Source organism: Halomonas cerina (assembly GCF_014192215.1).
GTDB lineage: Bacteria > Pseudomonadota > Gammaproteobacteria > Pseudomonadales > Halomonadaceae > Halomonas > Halomonas cerina.
The window spans coordinates 23,977-39,204 of record NZ_JACHXP010000004.1 but is presented as its reverse complement, the minus strand read 5'-3'; the positions used below and the strand labels follow the sequence as shown (position 1 = coordinate 39,204).

Sequence of the window (15,228 nt, the reverse complement as noted above, 5' to 3'; positions counted from 1 at the left end):
GACGCGCGGGTGCCAAACTGTAAAGGATTCACCCCGCGTGCCGGGGCCGCGGTGCCGACAGGTGACTCCCATGCTCCTTCCCGCTGCGCTGACGCGACCCGCTTCTTGGTACCGCGCTTCCATCGCCGTCGACCTCGGTGACTGTCCCCCCCTGACGGGCGAGGTGCGGGCCGATGTGTGCGTGATCGGTGGCGGGATCACCGGCTGCTCGGCCGCCCTGCACCTGGCCGAGCGGGGCTACGCGGTAGTGCTGCTGGAGGCCGGAGAGATTGGTGCGGGTGCCTCGGGACGCAGCGGCGGACAGATCTTGCCGGGCCTGGGTACCGATATCGCCACCGTGGAGAAGGCGTTGGGCCGGGAACGGGCCCGTGATATCTGGGCGATGAGTCGCGAGGCGGTGCGCCTGACCGCCGAACGGATCGCGCGTCATGCTATTCCCTGCGAGCTCGCCTGGGGCTACCTGCACGCCGCGGTCAAGCCGCGCCATATCGAGACGCTCAAGGCGTTCCGTGAGCGTATGGCCCGCGACTACGACTATGACGCCTTCGAATGGCTCGAGGGCGAGGCGCTGCGTGAGCATGTGGTCACCGACGCCTACCCCGGGGCACTCCGCGAGGTCGAGGGCGGCCACCTTCATCCCCTCAACTACACCGTGGGGCTGGCCCGGGCGGCGCGCGAGGCCGGGGTCCGCCTGCATGAGCACAGTGCCGCCCGGGAGATCCGCCGTGGCCGACCCGCCACGGTCGTCACCGATGCCGGCCGGGTGATCGCGGACTTCGTGGTGGTGGGGACCAACGCCTACCCGGCGGGGCTCATCCCGGAGCGCTCGGGGCGCATCATGCGGGTCGCCAACTACATGGTCGCCACCGCCCCGCTCACCGCCGATCAGGCGGCCCGTGTGCTGCCGAGAAACGATGCCCTGTCCGATGCCAACTTCGTGCTCGACTACTACCGCCTCTCCGGCGGCCGGCGACCCGGCGGCCGGCGCTCCGGCGGCCGGCGCCTGATCTACGGCGGCGAGGTCAGCTACAACGGCCAGGCGCCGCGTGGCCTCGAGGCGCGCATGGACGCCAAGATCGCCCGGCTGTTTCCGGTGCTGGCGGGGGTGCCCATCGAGTACCGTTGGGGGGGCGACGTGGCCATTACCCTCAACCGGGCGCCAGACTTCGGCCGGCTGGGCGATAACCTCTACTATGCCCAGGGCTACTCCGGCCACGGCATGGCCTTGGCGGGCCTGGCCGGCAAGCTGATGGCCGAGGCCATCGCCGGCCAGAGCGAGCGCTTCGACGTCTTCGCGGCCATGCCGCATCGCCACTTCCCCGGTGGGCGCCTGCTGCGCACACCCCTGCTGGTGCTGGCGACCACCTTCTACAAGCTGCGCGACCGGCTCTGATGTCGCCAGCCGCCACCACGATGAGGGCCGTCCATGAGTAACCGACAGGAGCAGCCGCTGCTCAACGACTGGTTCCAGACCCACGGCATCACCGAGGTCGAGTGCCTGGTATCCGACCTCACCGGCATCCTCAAGGGCAAGATCATGCCGGCCGGCAAGTACCTGGGCGGCGGGCGGCCGCGGCTGCCCGATACGATCTTCATCCAGACCGTCACCGGCGGCTACCCGGACGACGAGGACATCCGGTTCTGGAATCCCGCCGAGCGCGACATGGAACTGGTGCCCGATCCCGAGGCCATCTATCTGGTGCCCTGGGCGGAGGATGCCACCGCCCAGATTATCCATGACTGCTATTACCTGACCGGCGAGCCGGTGGAGCTCGCCCCGCGCCACGTGCTCAAGCGGGTACTGGCGCTTTACGAGGCCCGCGGCTGGCGGCCGGTGATCGCGCCGGAGGTGGAGTTCTATCTGGTCAAGACCAACACCGACGCCGACTATCCGCTGGAGCCGCCGATCGGGCGCTCCGGGCGGCAGGAGAGCAGCCGCCAGTCGTTCTCCATCGACGCGGTCAACGAGTTCGATCCGCTGTTTGAGGAGATGTACGACTACTGCGAGGCCATGCACCTGGACCTGGATACCCTGATCCACGAGGAGGGCGCCGGCCAGATGGAGGTCAATTTCCAGCATGGCGATCCCCTGGCACTGGCCGACCAGGTGGTGATGTTCAAGCGTACCCTGCGTGAGACGGCGCTGCGCCACGGCATGTATGCCACCTTCATGGCCAAGCCGATGGCCGGCGAGCCGGGCAGCTCCATGCATATCCACCAGAGCCTGCTCGACTGCCGCGGCGGCCATAACCTCTTCGCCGGAGGCGGTGGCCAGCCCAGTGACCACTTCCACCATTTCATCGGCGGACTGCAGCGCTACCTGCCCGCCGCCATGCCGCTGCTGGCCCCCAACGTCAATTCCTACCGTCGCCTGATGCGCACCGGAAGCAGCGGTTCGGCTCCGATCAACGTGGAGTGGGGCATGGACAATCGCACCGTCGGGCTGCGGGTGCCGGTCTCGTCTCCCGAGGCGACCCGGGTCGAGAATCGTCTGGCCGGGGCCGATGCCAATCCCTACCTGGTGATGGCGGCCTCCTTGGCCTGCGGTTATCTGGGCCTGGTGGGCGAGATCGATCCGCGACCGCCGGTGGTCGGTTCGGCCTGGTCGGGAGGCAACAAGCTGCCCGACGACATCGGCCCCGCCCTCAATCTGCTGCATGAGTGCCAGCCCCTGGCCGATATCCTTGGCGAGCGCTTCACCCATAGCTACCTGGCGGTTAAACACGCCGAGCACAGGGCCTACTTCCAGGTCATCAGTTCCTGGGAGCGCGAGCACCTGCTGCTGCGGGTCTAGCATTGACGCGGATCGGGCGGATAACGCGATCACCCTTGGGGAGGGACATGAACGTCTCACACGATACCGAGCATGTGGCCTCCTGGTACGCGGCCACGGCCAATCCGGCGTTGGCGCGACCGCCGCTGGACGCCGACATCGACTGCGATGTTTGCGTGGTAGGGGCGGGGTTCACCGGGCTGTCCTCGGCTCTGCACCTGGCCGAGCAGGGCCACAAGGTGGTGGTGCTCGAGGCGGCCCGGGTGGGCTTTGGTGCCTCCGGTCGTAACGGCGGGCAGATCGTCAACGGCTACAGTCGCGACCTGGACGTCATCGAGGCCCGGCATGGCGCCGAGACCGCCCGGGCCCTGGGCGACATGGCCTTCGAGGGCAACCGCATCATCCGTGAGCGCATCGCCCGCTACGCCATCGCCTGCGACCTGCGCGACGGCAACCTCTTCGCCGCCTGCACTGCCAGGCAGCTCGAAGGGCTGCGCGAGCACAAGGCGCTCTGGGAGCGCTATGACTACCACGAGTTGGAACTGCTGGAGGGTGAGGCGGTGAAGCGTGAAGTGGGGTCGGAGCGCTACGTGGGGGCCTTGGTGGATCACGGTGGCGGCCACCTGCATCCCCTCAATCTAGTGCTCGGCGAGGCGGCCGCCGTCGAGTCCTTGGGGGGCCAGATCTTCGAAACTTCGCCGGTCACCGGCGTGGAGCACGGCGAGCCGGTGGTGGTGCGCACCGCCCGCAGCAGCGTGAGGGCCGAGCGGGTGGTGATGGCCGGCAATGCCTACCTGAGCGGCGTGCTGTCCACGCTAGAGCGCAAATCCATGCCCTGCCGCACCCAGATCATCGCCACCGAACCGCTGGGCGAGGCGCTGGCCGCCGACCTCATCCCGAACAACCTCGCCGTCGAGGACTGCAACTACCTGCTCGATTACTACCGCCTGACCCGCGACAATCGCCTGCTCTACGGCGGGGGTGTCAACTATGGTGGCCAGCGTCCTGTCGACATCGAGGCGGTGATCCGACCGAAGATGGTCAAGACCTTCTCGCCGTTGAGGGACGTCAGGGTCGACTACGCCTGGAGTGGCAACTTCCTGATGACCCTCAACCGGCTGCCCCAGTTCGGGGTGCTCAACGGCAACGTCTACTATGCCCAGGGCTACTCCGGCCACGGCGTCACCTGCTCGCACCTGGCTGGGCGGCTGATCGCCGAGGTGATGCATGGGCAGGGAGAGCGCTTCGACGCCTTCGCCGGGATTCCCCACTTGCCCTTCCCGGGCGGGCGCCTGCTGCGGGTGCCGCTCTCCGCGCTGGGTGCCTGGTATTACCAGATCCGCGATCGGCTGGGCCTCTAGCCCTCTACCGCTCGACCCTCCGACGAGACCGGGCTTCCTCGCAGAGGGTCCGTTCCCTCGCGCCGCGGCGGAACGTCTGTCTCGGGCCGGCATGGCCGCGGCTCTCATCCATGGGGTTGCCGTGGGGTTCAGCCGGCGTCGCTTGGGTGCGACGCCGAAGCAATCATCGTGCAATTTGGGGCAATCGGCTACGAACGCTGTTCGATAACTGCTAGGCTGGTCGTCGACATCGATAAAACTGCCTCTTCTGGATGGGTCCGGGGGAGGCGATGCGAAGGAGACCATGCCATGAGCAAATCGATCATCGTCGGTTCCACCCTGGCCGTGCTGGGCCTGGGTGGCCTGGCCTTCGGGGCCTGGCAGGTGCAGCAGCAGCCCCAAGGGCCCCGGTATGCCGATATCACCGACGTGACCCCGGTGACCCGCACCGTGCAGACACCCCGCGAGGTGTGCGAGGACGTGGTGGTGTCCCGTCAGGCGCCGACCCGTGATCCGCATAGTCTGCTCGGCAGCGCCGCCGGCGCCGTGGTGGGCGGCCTGATCGGCAACCAGATCGGTGGCGGTAGCGGCAAGAAGATCGCCACCGTGGCCGGTGCCGTGGGCGGTGGCCTGGCCGGCCGCGAGGTGCAGCGACGCATCGAGACGGGGCAGACGGTGACCACCACCGAGCAGCGCTGCCAGACGATTACCGACAGCCACCAGCAGACCGTGGGCTACGACGTCAGCTGGCACTACAACGGCGTGACGCAGACCGCGCGGCTCGAGAGTGCCCCGCAGGGCGAGCGTGTGCTGCTGGAGCAGGGCCAGCCGCAGTGGGGCGTGGTGGTCGACGAGGCGAAGCACGACGAGGCGTAAGACGCCCGTGAGTGAGCCTGCATACGACGGCGCCCTGGCCGGGGCGCCGTCATACCTGATGTAGGTACCAGTCGACCTCCAGCTTACTGACCACCTGCATAGCCTGGTCGCGCTCGGCACGCCGAGTGGCCAGGAAGACCTGGAGGAAGTCGGCACCCAGTGCCTCGGTCAATGGCTCGCTGGCGGCCAGCAGGTCCAGGGCCCGGGACCAGCTGTTGGTCAGGCTGGGGGCGACCTGGTCATAGGCGTTGCCGGTGATCGCCGGCGCGGGCGTCAGTTCATGACGCAGGCCATGCTCAATGCCTGCCAACAAGCTCGCCAGCAGCAGGTAGGGGTTGGCATCGGCCCCAGCCACACGATGCTCGATACGGCGGGCGGCGTTGGCGCCCGAGGGGATGCGCAGGGCCACCGAGCGGTTGTCGTAGCCCCAGGTGGGGGCCAGGGGCACGTAGAGCCCCGGCTGGAAGCGCCGGAAGGCGTTCAGGTTGGGGGCGAAGATCCCCATCGAGGCGGGCATCAGCGCGAGCAGTCCCGCCACGGCCTGTCGCAGGCGCGCCGTGCCGAGCGGGTCGCCGTCCGCAGCGGCGAAGACATTGCGCCCCGCCGCGTCGAGCAGGCTGAGGTGGACATGAGCGCCGCTGCCGGCCTGCTGTGCGTAGGGCTTGGCCATGAAGGTGGCCTCGAAGCCGTGGCGCCGGGCCACGCCCTTGATCAGACGCTTGAGCAGGACCGCGGCATCGGCAGCCGCCAAGGCATCGTTACCGTGACGGAGGGTAATCTCGAACTGGCCCGGGGCGCATTCCTTGAGGGCGGTGTCCAGGGGTAGCCGCTGGCACCGGGCGGTGGCCTGGATCTCCTCCAGCAGCTCGGCATACTCGTCGAGCTCGTGGATCGAGTAGAGCTGGCTCTGGGTGGCCCGCTCGCCGGTGGCCGGCGAGCGGGGCGGCTGGATCATGCCCAGGCGATTCCGGTGGCGATCGATCAGGTAGAACTCCAACTCCACGGCGACCACCGGTATTAGGCCGGCCTGGCGGAAGCGCTCGAGCACCCGATCCAGCACCTGACGGGGATCGGCGAAGAAGGGGGTGCCGTCGGGTTCGGTCATGGTCATCAACAGCTGGGCCTGGCGGCCATCGCGCAACCAGGGACTCGGCATCAGGCTCCCCGGCACGGGACGGCAGACTCGGTCGCCGTCGCCGCTGGAAAGGCCCAGGCCGGTAGCCTCGATGGTGTGGCCGAGGATGTCCAGGGCGAACACCGAGGCAGGCAGGTTGATGCCGTCGCGATAGGCTTTCTCGAGATTATCGCGCGGGAGGCGCTTGCCACGTAGCACGCCGTTGAGATCGCTGATCAGCAGGTCAATGCTGTCGATAGGGGGGTAGGTGTCGAGAAACGCCTCGACCTCGTCGGCGACGGGCATGGCATTCACCTCGGGGATGGGAGGCCTTGCGGATAGCCTATCGTTGGGCCGATGCTGGGACCTTGGCAACCCTTTTCGTCCCGAGCCGCGACCGAGGAGTTCCCCGCATGCGCATCGAGGCCCCCAAGACCCGCGACGACTGGCAGGCGCTGGCCGCCGCCCTGACCTTCGAGACCCGTGCCTTTATCGACGACGAGTCCGTCGCGGCGGCGAGCGGCGAGACCTTCGAGACGCGCAACCCGGCCACCGGCGAGGTGCTGGCCCGGGTGGCCAGCTGCGATGCCGCCGATGCCGAGGTGGCGGTCCGCCACGCTCGAGCGGCCTTCGCCCGTGGTGACTGGTCGCGCCTGGCGCCGGGCAAGCGCAAGAAGGTGCTGCTGCGCCTGGCCGAGCTGATGGAGGCCCATAAGAACGAGCTGGCGTTGCTCGACACCCTGGACATGGGCAAGCCGGTGAGCAGTTCGTTGGGTGACATGGCCGGCGCCATCGGTTGCCTGCGCTATCAGGCCGAGTGCATCGACAAGCTCTACGGGGAGGTGGCGCCCACCGGCGAGGAGACCCTGGCCCTGGTGCTGCGCGAGCCGCTGGGCGTGGTAGCGGCCATCGTGCCCTGGAACTTCCCGCTGATGATGACCGCCTGGAAGATCGCCCCGGCGCTGGCGGCCGGTAATAGCGTGATCCTCAAGCCCTCGGAGAAGTCGCCGCTCTCGGCGCTGCGCCTGGCGCAGCTGGCGAAGGAAGCGGGGCTGCCCCGTGGCGTCTTCCAGGTGCTGCCGGGCTTCGGGCATACGGTGGGCCAGGCGCTGGCGCTGTCCCTGGAGGTCGACTGCCTGGCCTTCACCGGCTCCACGGCTACCGGCAAGCAGCTGATGCAGTACGCCGGGGCGTCGAACCTCAAGCGGGTCTATCTGGAATGCGGCGGCAAGAGCCCGAACCTCGTCTTCGCCGACTGCAAGGACCTGGACCGGGTGGCCAAGCACGCCGCCGCGGCGATCTTCCACAACCAGGGTGAGGTGTGCATCGCCGGTTCCCGGCTGCTGGTGGAGAACCCCATTCGCGAAGCCTTCGTCGAGAAGGTGCTGGTCGCCGCCGAGAGGATGCAGCCCGGCGACCCGCTGGATCCGGCCAGCTTCATGGGCGCGATTGTCGATCGGGCCCAGTATGAGCGGGTGCTCGATTATATCCGTCGTGGCGTGGAGGAGGGCGCCACGCTTCGCACCGGGGGCAAGGCCCTGGACGAGCCGGGGCTCTTTATTCCGCCCACGGTGTTCGACGGGGTAAGCGACACCATGGCCATCGGCCGCGAGGAGATCTTCGGCCCGGTGCTCGCGGTGTTCGGCTTCGATACCGAGGAGGAGGCCATTGCCTTGGCCAACGACAGCGTCTATGGCCTGGCCGCGGGCCTGTGGAGCCAGGACATCGACCGCATCATGCGGGTGACGCGTCGGCTGGCATCGGGGCAGGTATTCGTCAACAACTGGGCCGGCGGTGACCAGACGATGCCCTTTGGCGGGGTCAAACAGTCCGGCAATGGCCGTGACAAGTCCCACCATTCGCTGGAGGAGTACTCCGACCTCAAGAGCGTGTGGATATCGCTTGCGACCTGACCCGCCTTGACCATGCCCGACACGGCGCGGCCGGCACCTTGGGTGCCGGCCTCGTTCCTTTTATGTACAAAATTTATAATATGTACAGCTATTGAATAGCGTTTTGCCGTTGGGGCGCGTAGCCTGTCAGGATATTCCCCGGCAGGAGCCACCGCCATGTTCGGACTCTTCAAGCGTGATCCGGCGAAGAAGCTACAGAAGGCCTACGAACAGAAGCTCGAGCAAGCCATGCAGGCCGCCCGCAACGGCGACATGCGCACCAACGCCTCCCTGACCGAGGAGGCGGAGGCGTTGCGTAGGGAGATCGAGAAGACCAAAATTGGCTAAATTTAATGAGATTCAGGATGAAATAAGCATATCATCCATGAATTCAGAGGGCTCATCACCGCTGGTGACCAGAAGTTGATCTCTCGCCCGAGTGCAGGCAACGTAAAGTAGGTGTCGTTCGGTGTTATAGACCTCTTCAAGGTCGGCATTATCTGATACCGATTCGATCCTCTCCTGGGATGGCAGAATATCATCATCGCAGGCCATCACAGCAACGGCACGAAATTCAAGACCCTTGGCTAGGTGCATGGAGCTTATTGTCACAATGCCCGTTGTAGATTGCATTTTCTCGTCAAGTACGAGCCATTCCATGTCTGCACGTTCGACCGCATTGCTTGCCCTGGGCAGCCCACTGGGTGAGCGGACGAAGATGGCCATCTCGCCAGGCTCGATCCCTTGTGAGCGGCAATGGCGTAGCCACTGTGCCACGTATTTGGCTTCCTCATCGTGAGAATAGAAAGCTTTCAAGTCAGGAGAAGGGCCATTGAAGGCTGAGACTGTGCCCGTGCGTTGTTCCGAATTTCCATCTACATCAGAAAGCTCGGGGTCAAGTAGCATGTCGGCCTGTCGACGAATCTGATGCGAAGTACGATAGTTAATATGTAGAGTACGGGATCGCCCCTGAATATTAACGCCGAGTGCTTTCCATGAGAACGGCTGCTGAAAGATCCGTTGACCGAGATCACCAGCGAAGAACAGGCTATTTGGTTTGTTGCCGCTCATAGACGCCAGAAATTGTAACTGGGGGACGCTTATGTCTTGGGCCTCGTCGATGATGGCAAAATCATAGAGTGGTGTTGAGCGACGCACCATGGCGAATGCCAGTTCGGAAAAAAGGCCCGCTTTGGTGATTAATCCACGTTGCTTGAGAGTCTTCTTTGCCTCTTCAAATATGGTCCACAGCGTCAAGCGCTGTGCCTCTGGAAGTCGAGTCTTCCTCCCAAGCCGGCGAACGTCGCGATAGGCTTCCCAGCTGTCTAGTTGCCACGCATCCACGACGTCTTCCCACTCACTTATCAGAAATCGCCTGGAGAAAGAATGGTCCTGCTGGGAATTAGATAAACCTACTAATAGAGCCTCAACCTCCTCTCGAGTGGCGAGGCGTGCTGAATCGTGATGGAAGTCATACAGCCGTTCACCTAAGGTATCCATCGAATAGACATCAATACGTTCTCTCAGCCTTGGACGATTACCAATCAATAGAGTGAGTTTTGTCTCCAGCATCCTGGCAAGGGAATCAGAGAATGTCGTGAGAAGGACACGCGAGTCCGCATTTTGATCGGCAAGATACACAGCACGGTGCAGTGCCACTACTGTCTTGCCGGTTCCGGCAGAGCCCGAGACACGAGCCGGCCCATTATAGTCGTGTTCTACCCATTGTCTCTGTGCCGGATGGAGAAAGATGCTCCACCTTTCCCAAGGTGAACTCAATGCCCGTTCGAGCTCCTCTACATCGGACATGACCCTGAAGCGACGCTGTGCATCGGGGTGATTGAAGGGGCTCTCACCTGTATATTGCTGTGCAGGCTGAGGTGTGCCGCCAGTTGCTAGTTCCAGTAGCGCCTCGGCCGCTTCGGCAGGGAGGTGTTCCGCCAATTCCAGCAAAGTGTCTTCATCTGCCTGGCGAACATCATCCAGCCATTCGGTGGGTATGCCATAGCCCAGAAGAGTATCCTCGGCGATACCGTCAAATAGCTTTGTCTCGGCTGTTTGCTCAGGCTCAGTCTTTACATAGTGAGGTGCTCTAATTTCCTGTACGGTTTCTCTGACTTGAACAATTTGAGCCGCACCGGTTTTAGGGTGTATTTCGAGTTTTCTGCTCTCAGCCCAGCGGTAGGCCTTGTCATGATGGTCCACGTAACAAAGTAAAAGGCTTTCATGGCTCTTGTGAACAATCAATCTGATATCACTGTTTACTCTGACCGACCAGAAATTCTTGTCCTTGGTTTTGTCCAGTTTATGGAGCTTCATTCCAGGGTTGGCGGGGTTGATCTGAAGATCGAAGGCAGTTGTCTTGACTGACTTTTGCTCATCGCCTGTGAGTTTGCCGAGGCTGCTGGTGAAAGTGTCGGATATGAGAAATTTCATGCACACACCTATAAGGAAAAGCATTGTATTGACGTGGATGGCCCTCCGTTAGCGACTTGCATCTCTATCCTCCGTTTCAATGGGGTCGGGGGGGAGGACGGGGTCAATGTCGCGCTTGGGCGTGATGGCTGCCAGGTTTCTTGGCAAGATGCTGAGCCCGTAAGCTACCGAGTATCTATGGAAGGATTTTGGGTTGATATCACCCACAATGTTTTTTGGCAATGGAATGTTTCTGTAGGCAATGCTCAAAGACTTCCTGTTCTTGATGGAATGCTTGTAAAAGGTGATATGGGAACCGCCACCGCAAAGAAAGAATGGGAATTCATTCTGCCTACGCCATACGGGAGAATTAGTGAATAATGAGCGAGCACTTTTTAGAGCATGCCCTAAAGCCTTCTTGACGTGTTGATCAAAAATTCTCGTTCTTAGTGATATTTCCTCTCGAGGCTCTCCCGTTCGTTCAGAAAAAAAAGCAAAAGACTTTGAAGCATCGGAATCGTGCCAAGGGATAGTTTGACCCCTGCGGCCGGCCAGGGCACCAATCAGGTAGTGTGAGCCTAATGGGGATACATTGTCCCCGAAGATTGGGATTTTGTCAGAATTATCGATTCTGACAATATTAAATATCACAAAGTCAACGGTGCCGGCTCCGATATCAATGAGGCCGTGCAATCCTTCCTGGCTCTTCGACGATTTCAAGTAAGGGTATAATTGAGCAAGAAATTCCGGTACTACCTTGATGGGAATATGAGAGTCTGGGGATGGTCCCGCTGTCGCGTCTGTGACTGATTCGCGCGTAATGATGCCTTGGTTAAGGCCAATGGACCAGCCGTGACTCGCTATCCGCATGAGCCTATCTTGTTTTTTTTCGCTCTGGAATGGTGAGGCTGGGAGGCCGACATGGAGTCGCCAGCGAAGTTTTTCAGCACCCATGTCTTTGAATTTTTTTTCTGCCCAACCTCGGATGTAACGTGTGACCAAGGCGATGAATATCGTTGCATCGATGTCGGAAGCTTTGTTGTCGGCTGTATTCTCGATGATCGATATCTTGAGCCCTTTTTTGGATGTCCAGCCGGCTTCATCGACATCACCCAGTAAAGTGGATCCAGAAGTATGCTCACTGAAAGAGGAAGGAAGTAAGTGCGGGTCCTTGGCGTCAATAATATCTTTCCAGTCGACTATGTAGTGACGGTTTCTCCAATGAATGATGGCCTTGGTGAAGGCCGTGCCGAAATCCAGCCCAATGATTGCTGGCTCTCCATCTCTAGCTGTCATGCCGTCGTTAGGGTTGATAGAGGGAGATGCTATGGCATTAGAATTAGGTAGATGTATATCGAGGTTTTCTACGTCGGCGGAAATTTCGTGGAGAGGGGGCAGATCTACGGGCGACAAATTTTTGCTGGTTGATGACCCAGAAGGCCTTCTGGGTACGTCGTAACAGCTTGTATCAGGTGCCTTAACTTCAACATAATTTCTTTTTTTGGGTTTAGAGGGCTTTCGCTTTACCGATGACCTGGCCTTGACCTTGCCTCGTGGATTTTTTTCACGTGTCTTGTCTTTTCGTTTTTGACCATGCTCGGGCTTTTCCTCGGAGGTTGGCTTGTCATCAAATCTGACCTTGATTTGATCAAAGAGTCCCGAGAACTGATTGCCAAGTGTAGGTTTCTTATGCGACATCATTCCACCTTCAGTATTCCGACTGCGACAGGTTCTTTGCAGTCCTTGATATGTTTCTTGTTATTTATTTTTTCCATCAGCATCTCTGTCTGATTTTTCAGTGACTTCAGCCGGCCCCGTGTCATTTTTATATAGCGATCATTGCCCATGTTGTTGCTGATTGCCTGCTCCAGTTGTGAACGCTTTCTTTGGTGGCTCTTCCTTACAGAGTCTTCCTGTATTCTTACCCTATCGTTGTTCTCTGACTGCTTCTCCTTAAGTTCCTTTCTGTACTCCCGAGCAAGCAGCTTCTCAACAGTATCGATGCTGTGTCTTATCTTGTCATCGCAATCCAGCTGGGTTGGAGCTTCCAGCCAGTCTTCTGCATGAGTCCGAATGCAGCCCATGATTTCACTGGCTTCATTCCCTGAAACTTCATCCAACGTGTTGCAGTTGACGAATGCTGAACGTACAAAATCCTCTTCCTTGCTGCCCAAGAATGACCAGTTTTCTATCTTGAAGGCGTAGATTCCACCTCCCTTGAGAACAGGAATATTCGAAGCATCCGCTTTCAGTGCGAGTAGCGGTGTATGAGGTTCCTCCTGCGAAATTTTCTGGCAGATATATTTTATGAAAGGGTGGAACTGATTGACCAGCTCGTATTTTTGTGTGCTTCCACTTGCCACCTGGTTGTTGATAATGAAAGACTTTTCATGCCCGGTTGATAGCCTGGATGGAGTGAGCTTTTCTTTTCTTGTGAAATCACCAAAATCGATGGCTATATTGGCAGGAAGTCTTATCGAAAATTGATGATCCCTTTCTGAGTTATTGATCGTGTGCCCGGGTGCATATCTATCAAGAAAGTCGGTTATATATTCGATCAGGTCTTCGTCTGAAATCTTCCTGTTGGAGCTATGGGCCTCGGTTACCTGGGACTGAATGTAATCGCCAAGTGCCACAAGGCTGGATGAGCTTTCGTCAACGATTTCCTCATCTCGCCGCCGCTGCTCTATGGCATCTGCTGTCTGTTCAATCTGGGCTTGCTGTTGTGCTGGTGTCAGCTTTCCCGATAACAGTCTCTTGCTCATTACCGAAATGCTGTCGCCGAGAATGTCTTCGGCGCCACCAAGGGCGTTTTCGAAAAGGTTGAGACGATCGAAGAGGCGATTCAGGATCTTGTCGTCTATAGTGTCCTTGTACACAAAACTAAAGATGTTGATCTTCGGGGACTTTTGTCCGATTCGGTCTATTCGGCCTATTCTCTGCTCGACCTTCATGGGGTTCCATGGCAGGTCATAGTTTATGATGAATCTCATGAACTGCAGGTCAACACCTTCGGATGCGACTTCCGAAGACAGCAGAACCTGTTGTGTCCTGCTGTTCCTGAACTCATCTATGATGGCTTTCTTGTCCTGGCCGCCCTGTACGATGACAGAGCGAATGCCATCCTCCTTCAGGCGTGAGTTAAGGTAGCTCAGCGTCTTCTTAAAGTAGCTGAATACAATGACCTTTTCATCAGAGTGTCGCTTAAGAAACGCGGATAGGGCCTCGATCAGCTGCGCATATTTCGAGTCGTTGATCCGAAGAGCACTCAGATCAACCTTGCCGGCAATATGCCGGCCGATATGTCCGATCAGGCGAGATGATGATTCCGGGAGAACCCTGCCATCTTCCCCGGTGTCCTCATAAAACTGGCCATTATCGCCCTCGACCAGGCCGCTTGTGTTGAGCCAGTGATCTACCGCAGCAAAGATGCAGCTGGACATCTGGCGCTGGGGCATGGCCAGGAGAAACCCTTCGGGTGAGTCGTTCTCTTCGGCGTAACGTGCTATCGCTTCGGTCGCGATATCATAGGCCGACTGTTCCTCTGGGCTCATCGGTACCTCGAGATGCTTCGCCTCCCGGGTGGCGCGGTTGACCATCACTTCACGCTTGCGGGTCCGTGTGATGATGTGGCTCAGCAGATTCAATCGTTCGATGCGTTCCCTGAGTCTTATACGCTGTGAAGAGTTCGGCGTCGTCGACAGGTCATATCCTTCCAGCTCTTCGATCAGTTCCTGTAACTGTTCACTTCTCCTCAGCACCCAGTGCTGTTGTGCGTCAGTAAGGTGTTCCAGCACATTGCCATATGTCGAGGCTTGTAGTTTCAGGGCATTGGACGCCTTGACCAGTGGTCGGTTGGCTTCCAGTATTGACTGGAACTGATCCGCAAACTGGAATTGGTCGGGGTCAGCGAGCCTAACCAGGCTATGCAGGTCGCGATTGCTGGTATTGACCGGGGTAGCGGTGAGCAGGGCGATGTGGTCAGACACCCTTCTCAACAAGTTTCCGAGCGTGGCAGAAGCCGTCTCCGGGTTTCTCAGGTAGTGTGCTTCATCGATAATGGTCATATCGAAGACAGGGTCTTCTACCGACATCTCATTCAAGCGGCGTGCAAGGCGTGCTGCGGGTGACGAGGTCTCCGCTTTTTCCCATTCGCTTGGTGGGCGTATTCCCTGCAGGCTGCAGATGATGCATTGGTTGTCCACCGTCAACTGATCAGGATGCTCGAGGATCTCCAATAACCCTGCGGCGTCAGTGATCGTCCCGGCCGTGCCAAAGCGGTATCGCAACTCGTATTGCCATTTTTCTGTCAGCATGGCGGGACAGACAACCAGTAGGCGCCGTGCCTGCTTTCGGAATCTTAGTTCTGTCCAGATCAGGCCTGCCTCAATGGTCTTGCCCAGACCAACTTCATCGGCAATCAACAGGCCCTGAGAAGGAGAATCCAGCATGGCCAGGACAGGCTTGAACTGGTGGGGCATGAACTCCGTATGTGTCGTGTCCATGCTATAGAATATTTCAGACATCTTCCCGCCCAGCTGTATCCGGGCAAAGGCGCGTTTCAAGGTATCGATCGTATCGATTCGCCCCGTGCGTATGCGGGTGATGTCGTCTTCGACTTCTTCCTCTAACAGCTCCAGCTGATCTGCTATAAACCAGTCCGGGCGCTTTCCATTGAAGCTGACCTGTACCAGGAAGTCACCGTCGTCGTCATCGGCCTTACCTGTGCATTCGCCTATCTGGCTTGGGTCGTATTTCATCCGAACCTTTGTGCCAGCCTGACTCAAGGCCTCTTGTTGTTGAGTTGTCATGGCATCC

At 59.8% G+C, this 15,228-nt stretch carries 10 protein-coding genes; 6 read left to right on the top strand and 4 right to left on the bottom strand.

Translation table 11 applies throughout. The features are described 5' to 3' along the window. Window positions 1-70 precede the first annotated feature (70 nt). From FHR94_RS04835 to FHR94_RS04820, 4 genes are all read left to right on the top strand, one after another. Entirely contained in the window at window positions 71-1,393 is a 1,323-nt protein-coding gene (locus FHR94_RS04835; protein ID WP_183324506.1) for an NAD(P)/FAD-dependent oxidoreductase, read from the top strand. A 33-nt stretch (window positions 1,394-1,426) separates the two neighbouring features. Then, window positions 1,427-2,794 carry a glutamine synthetase family protein gene (locus FHR94_RS04830; RefSeq protein WP_183324505.1) on the top strand — a complete coding sequence of 456 codons (1,368 nt, stop codon included), beginning with the start codon at window positions 1,427-1,429 and terminating at the stop codon, window positions 2,792-2,794. Window positions 2,795-2,841: 47 nt separating this feature from the next. Continuing rightward, the gene (locus FHR94_RS04825; protein WP_183324504.1) at window positions 2,842-4,134 is read left to right on the top strand and encodes an NAD(P)/FAD-dependent oxidoreductase; all 1,293 of its coding nucleotides are present in this window, start codon (window positions 2,842-2,844) and stop codon (window positions 4,132-4,134) included. Between the two features lie 288 nt (window positions 4,135-4,422). Then, the gene (locus FHR94_RS04820; RefSeq protein WP_183324503.1) at window positions 4,423-4,989 is read left to right on the top strand and encodes a glycine zipper 2TM domain-containing protein; all 567 of its coding nucleotides are present in this window, start codon (window positions 4,423-4,425) and stop codon (window positions 4,987-4,989) included. A gap of 49 nt (window positions 4,990-5,038) precedes the next feature. Here FHR94_RS04820 and FHR94_RS04815 read toward each other — a convergent pair whose 3' ends face one another. Further along, complete coding sequence (locus FHR94_RS04815) at window positions 5,039-6,409, bottom strand: glutamine synthetase family protein (protein ID WP_183324502.1); 1,371 nt, start codon at window positions 6,407-6,409, stop codon at window positions 5,039-5,041. A gap of 107 nt (window positions 6,410-6,516) precedes the next feature. Here FHR94_RS04815 and FHR94_RS04810 point away from each other — a divergent pair, with 107 nt between their 5' ends. Both FHR94_RS04810 and FHR94_RS04805 read left to right on the top strand, forming a co-directional pair. Continuing rightward, window positions 6,517-8,016: an aldehyde dehydrogenase gene (locus tag FHR94_RS04810; RefSeq protein ID WP_183324501.1), complete on the top strand. Its 1,500-nt coding sequence runs from the start codon at window positions 6,517-6,519 to the stop codon at window positions 8,014-8,016. Window positions 8,017-8,172: 156 nt separating this feature from the next. Beyond that, window positions 8,173-8,343, top strand: a complete 171-nt coding sequence (locus FHR94_RS04805) for a DUF6435 family protein (protein WP_183324500.1) — start codon at window positions 8,173-8,175, stop codon at window positions 8,341-8,343. 12 nt (window positions 8,344-8,355) lie between these two features. Here the strand turns inward: FHR94_RS04805 and FHR94_RS04800 are convergent, their stop codons facing one another. The 3 genes from FHR94_RS04800 to FHR94_RS04790 are packed head-to-tail and all read right to left on the bottom strand — an operon-like array spanning window position 8,356 to window position 15,221. After that, on the bottom strand, window positions 8,356-10,431 hold the full coding sequence (locus FHR94_RS04800; RefSeq protein ID WP_183324499.1) for a 3'-5' exonuclease: 2,076 nt from the start codon (window positions 10,429-10,431) through the stop codon (window positions 8,356-8,358). Between the two features lie 48 nt (window positions 10,432-10,479). Further along, complete coding sequence (locus FHR94_RS04795; protein WP_183324498.1) at window positions 10,480-12,108, bottom strand: acetate and sugar kinases/Hsc70/actin family protein; 1,629 nt, start codon at window positions 12,106-12,108, stop codon at window positions 10,480-10,482. Continuing rightward, window positions 12,108-15,221 carry a helicase-related protein gene (locus FHR94_RS04790; RefSeq protein WP_183324497.1) on the bottom strand — a complete coding sequence of 1,038 codons (3,114 nt, stop codon included), beginning with the start codon at window positions 15,219-15,221 and terminating at the stop codon, window positions 12,108-12,110. The genes FHR94_RS04795 and FHR94_RS04790 overlap by 1 nt, the downstream gene beginning before the upstream one ends. Window positions 15,222-15,228: the final 7 nt, after the last annotated feature.